Source organism: Thermoleptolyngbya sp. M55_K2018_002 (assembly GCF_015295965.1).
Taxonomy (GTDB): Bacteria; Cyanobacteriota; Cyanobacteriia; order Elainellales; family Elainellaceae; genus Thermoleptolyngbya; species Thermoleptolyngbya sichuanensis.
The window spans coordinates 1-9,100 of the sequence record NZ_DVEA01000234.1; the positions used below are offsets into that span (position 1 = coordinate 1).

The following is a 9,100-nucleotide window of genomic DNA, read 5'->3' on the forward strand; positions in this document are numbered from 1 at the left end:
TGCTCAGGTGGTTTGGCCAATTGTCGGTCAAGAGATTTTGAATGCAGATGTTGGCGGCGGCTTCCAGGGCATCCAGATCACCTCTGGATTGTTCCAACTGTGGCGCGCCTCCGGCTTTACCAACAGCTTCCAGCTCTACTGCACCGCCATTGGTGCGCTAGTGATGGCAGGTCTAATGCTGTTTGCAGGCTGGTTCCACTATCACAAGGCTGCTCCCAAGCTGGAGTGGTTCCAAAACGTGGAATCCATGATGAACCACCACCTGGCCGGTCTGCTGGGTCTGGGTTCTCTGGGTTGGGCTGGCCACCAAATCCATGTGTCTCTGCCGATTAACCAGTTGCTCGATTCGGGCGTGGCTGTGAAGGATATCCCGCTGCCGCACGAGTTCATCCTGAACTCCAGCCTGATGGCGGATCTGTATCCCAGCTTCTCGAAGGGCTTGACCCCCTTCTTCACCCTCAACTGGGGCGAGTATGCGGATTTCCTCACGTTCAAAGGCGGGCTGAACCCGGTGACGGGTGGTCTGTGGCTCAGCGATACGGCTCACCACCATCTGGCGATCGCCGTTCTATTCATCATCGCGGGTCATATGTACCGCACCAACTGGGGCATCGGTCACAGCATGAAGGAAATCCTGGAGGGTCACAAAGGGCCCTTCACGGGTGAAGGTCACAAGGGTCTGTATGAGATCCTCACGACCTCCTGGCACGCTCAGTTGGCCATCAACCTGGCCATGATGGGGTCGCTTTCCATCATCGTTGCGCAGCACATGTACGCGATGCCGCCCTATCCCTACTTGGCGACCGACTATCCGACCCAGCTTTCGCTGTTCACGCATCACATGTGGATTGGCGGATTCTTGGTGGTGGGTGCAGGCGCTCACGCAGCGATCTTCTTCGTGCGTGACTACGACCCTGCTCAAAACGTCAATAACCTGCTGGATCGGGTGTTGCGCCATCGCGATGCCATCATCTCCCACCTGAACTGGGTTTGTATTTTCCTGGGCTTTCATAGCTTCGGACTCTACATTCACAACGACACCATGCGGGCGCTGGGCCGTCCCCAAGACATGTTCTCGGACACGGCGATTAAGCTCCAGCCCGTATTTGCACAGTGGGTACAGGGTCTGCACACGGCCGCTCCTGGAGCGACTGCGCCCAATGCCATCGGCCCCGCCAGCCTCGCCTTCGGTGGCGATCTGGTTGCCGTGGGTGGCAAGGTTGCCATGATGCCGATCGCCCTGGGCACGGCAGACTTCATGGTTCACCATATCCACGCCTTCACCATTCACGTGACGGTGCTGATCCTGCTAAAGGGTGTTCTCTTCTCTCGCAGTTCTCGCCTGATTCCCGACAAAGCCAACCTCGGTTTCCGCTTCCCTTGCGACGGGCCGGGTCGTGGCGGCACCTGCCAGGTCTCTGGTTGGGATCACGTATTCCTCGGTCTGTTCTGGATGTACAACTCCCTCTCGATTGTGATTTTCCACTTCAGTTGGAAGATGCAGTCGGACGTGTGGGGCACGGTCGCACCAGACGGCTCGGTAACGCACATTACGAACGGCAACTTTGCTCAGAGCGCCATCACTATCAACGGTTGGCTGCGCGACTTCCTCTGGGCACAGGCCTCTCAGGTGATCGGCTCCTACGGCTCGGCGCTGTCGGCCTACGGTCTAATCTTCCTGGGTGCCCACTTCATCTGGGCGTTCAGCCTGATGTTCTTGTTCAGCGGTCGCGGCTACTGGCAAGAACTGATCGAATCCATCGTTTGGGCCCACAGCAAGCTTCGGGTTGCTCCGGCGATCCAGCCTCGCGCTCTGAGCATCATTCAGGGTCGTGCGGTTGGGGTGGCTCACTACCTCCTTGGGGGTATCGCAACGACTTGGGCCTTCTTCCTGGCTCGAATTATTGCTGTTGGCTAGGCACTCCCTAGGGTGCTGACTTCTCTAGACTGCTAGATAAGGACGGTGAATGTTGGGCACTGAGCGATTGATTGCATTGATTTCTCCAATGAAATCTGATGTGGTTCTGTAGCGAAGTGCCCAAGGTTCTACCGCTGGAGTCGGGTAGACTGGAGGCTAAATAGCAAAACTGCTGATTGTTAACTGAGTCTGTTAATCAGGACTTATGGCAACTAAATTCCCAAAATTCAGCCAGGATTTGGCGCAAGATCCGACCACTCGGCGGATCTGGTATGGGATTGCCACCGCCCATGATTTTGAAAGCCACGATGGCATGACGGAAGAGAATCTTTATCAAAAGATTTTTGCTTCTCACTTCGGCCACTTGGCAATCATCTTTTTGTGGACTTCGGGCAACCTCTTCCACGTCGCCTGGCAAGGCAACTTCGAGCAGTGGATCAAAGACCCGCTGCATGTAAAACCCATCGCCCATGCGATCTGGGACCCTCATTTCGGTAAAGCGGCCGTCGATGCCTTCACCCAGGGCGGTGCTTCTGGGCCGGTGAACATTGCCTTCTCTGGCGTGTATCACTGGTGGTACACGATCGGGATGCGGACAAACGGCGAACTCTATACGGGCGCTGTGTTCTTGCTGCTGCTGGCATCGATCTTTCTGTTTGCTGGCTGGTTGCACCTGCAACCCAAGTTCCGTCCGTCGTTGTCCTGGTTCAAGAACGCAGAATCTCGGCTGAACCACCACCTGGCAGGCCTGTTTGGCGTTAGCTCTTTGGCCTGGACGGGTCACCTGGTTCACGTGGCGATTCCCGAATCTCGCGGGATTCATGTGGGTTGGGATAACTTCCTGTCGGTGAAGCCGCACCCCGCTGGTCTGCTGCCTTTCTTTACGGGCAACTGGGGCGTGTATGCGGAAAACCCCGACGGGCTGAACCATGTGTTTAGCTCTGGCGAAGGCTCTGGTACGGCGATTCTGACGTTCCTGGGTGGTTTCCATCCCCAGACTGAGGCGCTGTGGCTGACGGATATCGCGCATCACCATCTGGCGATCGCCGTGATTTTCATCATCGCAGGCCACATGTATCGTACCAACTTCGGCATTGGACACAGCATCAAAGAAATGCTGAACTCCAAAGCCGGTTTGCTGAGCAAGAGCAGCGAAGGTCAGTTCAATCTGCCCCACCAGGGCTTGTATGAAACCCTGAACAACTCGCTGCACTTCCAACTGGCGCTGGCGCTGGCTTCTCTGGGCGTGATCACGTCGCTGGTGGCGCAGCATATGTATGCGATGCCGCCTTACGCCTTCATTGCGAAGGATCACACGACGATGGCGGCGCTCTATACCCACCACCAGTACATTGCTGGCTTCATCATGGTGGGCGCGTTTGCACACGGTGCTATTTTCCTGGTGCGGGATTATGACCCCGCTCAGAACAAAGGCAACGTGTTGGATCGCGTGCTGCAACACAAGGAAGCGATCATCTCTCACCTGAGCTGGGTGTCGCTGTTCCTCGGCTTCCACACGCTGGGTCTTTACGTCCATAACGACGTGATGCAGGCTTTCGGCACGCCCGAAAAGCAAATCCTGGTGGAGCCTGTGTTTGCTCAGTTCGTTCAGGCATCTTCGGGTAAGGCGCTGTATGGCTTCAACACGCTGCTGTCAAACCCTGACAGCATTGCAGCGACAGCCTGGCCTAACCACGGCAACGTGTGGCTACCCGGCTGGCTGGATGCCATCAACAGCGGCGCAAACTCGCTGTTCTTGACCATTGGCCCTGGCGACTTCTTGGTTCACCATGCGATCGCCTTGGGTCTGCACACCACGACGCTGATCCTCGTGAAAGGCGCGCTGGATGCTCGCGGCTCGAAGCTGATGCCCGACAAGAAGGACTTTGGCTACAGCTTCCCCTGCGATGGCCCCGGTCGTGGCGGCACCTGCGACATCTCCGCCTGGGACGCTTTCTATCTCGCCATGTTCTGGATGCTCAACACCATTGGTTGGGTCACCTTCTACTGGCACTGGAAGCATCTGGGCGTGTGGCAAGGCAACGTGGCTCAGTTCAACGAAAGTTCGCCGACGATCATGGGCTGGCTGCGCGATTATCTGTGGCTTAACTCGGCTCAGCTAATCAACGGCTACAACCCCTACGGCATGAATAACCTGGCAGTTTGGGCGTGGATGTTCCTGTTTGGACATTTGGTCTGGGCAACAGGTTTCATGTTCCTGATTAGCTGGCGCGGCTACTGGCAAGAACTGATCGAGACCATCGTCTGGGCCCACGAGCGGACACCGCTTGCAAACCTGGTTCGTTGGAAAGACAAGCCCGTTGCGCTGTCTATTGTTCAGGCTCGTCTGGTAGGTCTGGCACACTTCACAGTGGGCTACATCCTGACCTATGCCGCCTTCCTGATCGCCTCAACCTCTAGTCGATTTGGCTAGCTTGATGGAGTTCAGGTCATTGAATCCTTAACTGAAAGCCCCCTCGCCATCCGGTGAGGGGCTTTTTGTTTCAGCTAATTTCTAAGCATAGTTGAGCGTATTTTGATCAGCGTCTTTGTAGAGGCTCTGCACTGGGACAGATCCGGGTCAGGAAAGTCCGTCGTTATAATCAAGCTGTATTGTAGAGTGGGCGATCGCCCTCTACGCAGTCCCCGAAAGCGCCTGACGACCAGGATTTCAGCAGGATGATTTCAGCGGGCTGATTTTTCGTGCAGTGATTCGGCAACTCAATGTCCTATGGCGATTCTGAACCCTGACCTCTTGAAAACCCCAGGATATCTAGTGGCTCTCGTTTCTCTAATCGGTTGTGCTGCTTCGCCTCCGGTGCAGCCAGAGATGCCCGAAGCCTCTCCCGCTGCGATCGCCCCCGCCGATTCCCCTTCCGACATTCCGCCTGCCGCATCTGATGCTGAAGCACCTGCTGCGTTTGACGTTGCCTCTGCTGCTAGCGAGGTTGATGCCGCTATTACGCCTGTCCTCAGCGGGGCGATCGCCCAGCAGCAGGGCATTCAGCAAACCACCATTGCCCAAAACCTGGAGCATCCCTGGGGCATTGCGTGGCTGCCCAATGGCGATATGCTGGTGACCGAGCGCCCCGGACGGCTGCGGATCATTCGCAACGGGCGGCTAGACCCAACACCGATTTCCGGCGTTCCTCCAGTGCTGGCAGTCGGACAGGGCGGATTGCTGGACATCTCGCTGCATCCGCAGTTTGCCGAAAACCGCTGGGTCTATTTCACCTATGCCCACGGCGCAGCGAACGCGAACCAGACCCGCGTCGCCCGCGCCCAGTTTGACGGAACGCGCCTGACCAACTGGACAGTGCTGTTTGAAGTGAACCGCACCAAGACACAGGGGCAGCACTTTGGATCTCGCCTGGTCTGGCTACCCGACAATACGCTGCTGGTGTCGATCGGCGACGGCGGCAACCCGCCCGTACAGCTTGATGGCGACCTGATCCGCAACCAGGCGCAAAACCTGAATGTGCATCTTGGAAAAATTGTGCGGCTCAACGACGATGGATCTGTCCCTGCCAATAACCCCTTTGTCAATACCGCAAACGCTGAACCCAGCATTTGGAGCTATGGACATCGCAACATACAAGGACTGGCGTTTGACCCGGTGACGCAGCGCGTATGGTCTACAGAACATGGCTCTCGCGGCGGCGATGAGCTAAATCTAATTGCCCCTGGCGAAAACTATGGCTGGCCGGTGGTCACCTTTAGCCGCGAATACTCTGGCGGCGTTATTTCATCGGAACAGTCGCGGCCGGGTATGGTCGATCCGAGGCTAGTCTGGACTCCAGCAGTTGCTCCATCAGGGTTGGCGATTTATCGGGGCGATCGCTTTCCTGAGTGGCAAGGGAAGCTTTTTGCGGGTGGATTGGTATCGCAAGATGTGCGCCAGATTGAAGTAGACGAAATAGGGCGGGTCATCAGTGAGTCTGCAATTCCCATTGGACAACGAGTTCGAGACGTGCGCCAGGGCCCTGACGGCTACCTGTATGTCCTTACCGACGCGCCGAACGGCCGCCTGATTCGTCTGGGCGCTTCCTGATGCCGAGAGTGAAGCGGCTGCACCTTAGCCAATGACGTTATCCGCCAATCACCAAGCTACATCACCAAGCTACACCACCAAAATATCAGTGCGGCTCAGCGACAAGTTTCGCGGCAGAATTGCGATTTGCACAGGGTCTAACCCATCACCAGCGCCATTTGCGTCGTATAGCAAGTCTCCGTTCAATGGGTTGTAGATAATTCGATGGAGGGGAGTCCGGGCTGCTACGCCAATCGCAAATCGGGTTGCCTGCAATGGCCCAGCGCCCTGGAAATTGCCAAAGTCTGAAGCAGCGATTCGCAGGCGATCCACACCTGGCGTAAAGTCTGTAATCTGGTCTATACCCTGTCCGGGCGCACTCAGGTGAAATGTGTCTCGACCGGGGCCGCCTGTGAGCAAATTATCGCCGGAGCCGCCAACCAGTGTGTCATCACCTGCGCCGCCAATAAGATAGTCATTGCCGCCAAGTCCGTGGATTTCTACGGCTGTGGCAAAGGTCGAGGCATTAACCAAGTCGTGACTATCCCCCAGCCGAATTAAGGGGACGTTAATGACCGATTCAAAAACCGAGAAATCAAGATAGTTGGTGACCGTATCGCGCCCAATGACCGTACCGCCGTTGCCATCAAACACTTCCACGCCATAAATCCAGGTAGAGGTAGGAAACTGGTAGAAGTTGTTGATTTGCCAGAGGAAGATATCGGCTCCGGGTGTGTCGTTGCGGATGGTGTCGCTGCCTGCACCGCCATAGATGGTGTCGCCATCCAGAGCGCTGCCGTCTGCATAACCTGGCACATTGAATAAAAACAGGTCGTCACCATCCTCTCCATAAATCGTGTCGGCATCGCTGCTGAGGATGATGGTGTCATTGCCTCCGCCTGCCCATACCCGGTCGATGTCGGCAGGTACGGCAGCGGCAGGGTTCGTTGTTGCCAAGGTGGGGACTGGAGAGGGAACTTCAGTGGCAATCAACCCTGTATAGATTAGATCATCAGAATCACCTGCGTAGATGTAGTCGCTGCCGTTGCTGGCTTCGATCACGTAGGCTCGATCCATCCCGATAAACAGCGTGCTGACATTGGGAGAACCAACCAGTGTGGGCTTTTCGGCAATCTCGTCCTCTGGCAGACCTTTCGAGGCGGCCAGTGTGGAAAGATTCACAGCAGCCTCATCAGATTCAGCCAGCGTCGCAAGCTGAAAGGGCAGTGGGTCGTCTGTGGAGGCGATCGCCCTCAGGACTCCAGCCTCAACAGGCTGCCCAATGACAACAGCTTCTGTATTGAGCAGCGCGTCCAGGGAAATGGGCACGAGGCGATCGCCCAACTCTGGGTTACTCGTGTCCTGAATATACAACGCGGCTATCTCAAAGCCTTCAGCCGCAAAATTCAGCAGCGACACCAGCTCTAGCCGTCGGTTTGTTGGATCGCTGAGGTACGTCTTTAGAGCGGGCCACTGGCCGCCGTCGAGGATGGTCTGGAGTTGCTCGGATGTAAACACTAGGTTAATCCGGTCGATGCCCAGACCACCCCGATAGAGAGTTCGCTCTGAGTGTTCAGTAGGCGTGAAGATCGTGTCGTTGCCGCTACCCAGGACGATTTCTAGAAAATCGGACGAAGAGGCGGGAGAGAGATTGGCAGATAAAAATGAGGCTTGGCTATCCATAGCAATGAATATAGAAATCTGGGAGAGCAAGTTCCGGATAAGAGCGCAGGATCAGACATGAAGTTCAACATAAACCAGCAGCGCAAAACTACCCACTACACTACGGGTCTACTTCAAAACCAACTCGCACCCTAAGACGTTTGAGACTTGAAACCTAAAATCTGAAGACGGGACCTAGAAATCGGACGGGGAACCTAAAACTGGCAAACAGAGCCGAAATGCTTAGAAAATGAAGGGCAATCAAGCCCTGACGGCATAAGAGTAAAGCTAGAGAACGAGTAGCAGAAGCAATCACAACATAAGTGCGTGCAATTACTGAGGTGACTTGCTCACGTGTATCTTAAGGCGGCGTTCAAGCGCGTCTATTAGCTTCACAGAGGCTTTATTGAAGCTTTAATCTTGCTTCAATGGAACTATACGCAGAACTCTTTGCTCCCCAAAGTTCAGCAAGGGCGATCGCAACATGGATCACAAGCAACGATCACAAACCCCATGACCGACTCCAATTCTCTAGCCACTCGACTCGCCCAGTACAACACCCGCTTTGTGCGTTTGCTATGGTGCGACAACGGCAACGTCATTCGCGGCAAAGCCTTTCACCGCCAGTTTCTAGATGAACATCGAGACTGGGGAATCGGCATCTCGATGGCGCAGCAGGCGGTTCCCGTGATGCTGGACGGCGTGGCCGCAGACAGCGGACTGGGCCCCGTGGGCGAAGCGTGGCTGGTGCCCGACTGGGAAACGCTGACCCCCTTGCCCTACGCGCCGGGCCATGCCCGCGTGATGGCCGACATGCAGCTAGGTGAGCAGCCCTGGAGCCTGTGTCCGCGCGGCTTCCTGAAGCGAATGCTGGCTCGTCTGGAGCAGGAAGCAGGGCTGCGGATGATGGCGGCGTTTGAGCCTGAATTTTATCTGCTGCGGCTGGATGAGTCAGGATCAATTCACCCGGCAGATCGCACCCCCTTTGCGGCGACTTTGGGGATGGATCTGAACCAAGCGGTCATCGATGATATCACTGACGCGCTAATAGCCCAGGGAATTTGGGTCGAGCGCTATTATCCAGAGTCGGGGCCAGGACAGCACGAAATTGCCGTTCGCTACGGGGATGCACTGCGGGCCGCCGACTCGCAGATTGCCTTGCGAGAAACAGTGCGTGGCGTGGCGCTGCGACACGGGCTGCGGGCTTCATTTTTGCCCAAGATTTTCGCTGACCAGGCGGGGAGCGGTTGCCACCTGCATCTCAGCCTGTGGCGCGATGGCGTGAATGTGTTGCCAGAGGCAGGACGGCCCGGAACCCTCTCGGCGATCGCCCTTCATTTTATTGGCGGCATTTTGCACCATCTCCCCGCCTTGATGGCCCTGACCACACCCAGCACCAATTCTTACCGCCGTCTCCAGCCCCAGAGTTGGAGCGGAGCCTTTCGCGCCTGGGGTATGGACAACCGCGAGGCTGCCGTGCGCGTGCCCAG

The 9,100-nt window shown here is 56.3% G+C and carries 5 protein-coding genes; 4 read left to right on the forward strand and 1 reads right to left on the reverse strand.

Translation table 11 applies throughout. The annotated features are described in order from the left end of the window. From psaA to IGS51_RS11625, 3 genes are all read left to right on the forward strand, one after another. On the forward strand, positions 1-1,918 hold a 1,918-nt coding region (psaA, locus tag IGS51_RS11615), incomplete at its 5' end, for a photosystem I core protein PsaA (RefSeq protein ID WP_297078543.1). A 205-nt stretch (positions 1,919-2,123) separates the two neighbouring features. Beyond that, on the forward strand, positions 2,124-4,352 hold the full coding sequence (gene psaB, locus IGS51_RS11620) for a photosystem I core protein PsaB (protein ID WP_297078544.1): 2,229 nt from the start codon (positions 2,124-2,126) through the stop codon (positions 4,350-4,352). A gap of 342 nt (positions 4,353-4,694) precedes the next feature. Beyond that, a complete protein-coding gene (locus IGS51_RS11625; RefSeq protein WP_297078545.1) occupies positions 4,695-5,969 on the forward strand; it encodes a PQQ-dependent sugar dehydrogenase in 1,275 nt (424 codons plus the stop codon). Positions 5,970-6,038: 69 nt separating this feature from the next. Here IGS51_RS11625 and IGS51_RS11630 read toward each other — a convergent pair whose 3' ends face one another. After that, on the reverse strand, positions 6,039-7,631 hold the full coding sequence (locus tag IGS51_RS11630) for a calcium-binding protein (RefSeq protein ID WP_297078546.1): 1,593 nt from the start codon (positions 7,629-7,631) through the stop codon (positions 6,039-6,041). Positions 7,632-8,123: 492 nt separating this feature from the next. Here IGS51_RS11630 and IGS51_RS11635 point away from each other — a divergent pair. Next, positions 8,124-9,100: glutamine synthetase family protein (locus tag IGS51_RS11635; RefSeq protein WP_297078547.1), on the forward strand; the 977-nt coding region annotated here is incomplete at its 3' end.

Coding starts and splice junctions, on each gene's coding strand:
- IGS51_RS11630 (WP_297078546.1), bottom strand. CDS start 7,631: ATGGATAGCCAAGCCTCATTTTTATCTGCCAATCTCTCTCCCGCCTCT.
- psaB (WP_297078544.1), top strand. CDS start 2,124: ATGGCAACTAAATTCCCAAAATTCAGCCAGGATTTGGCGCAAGATCCG.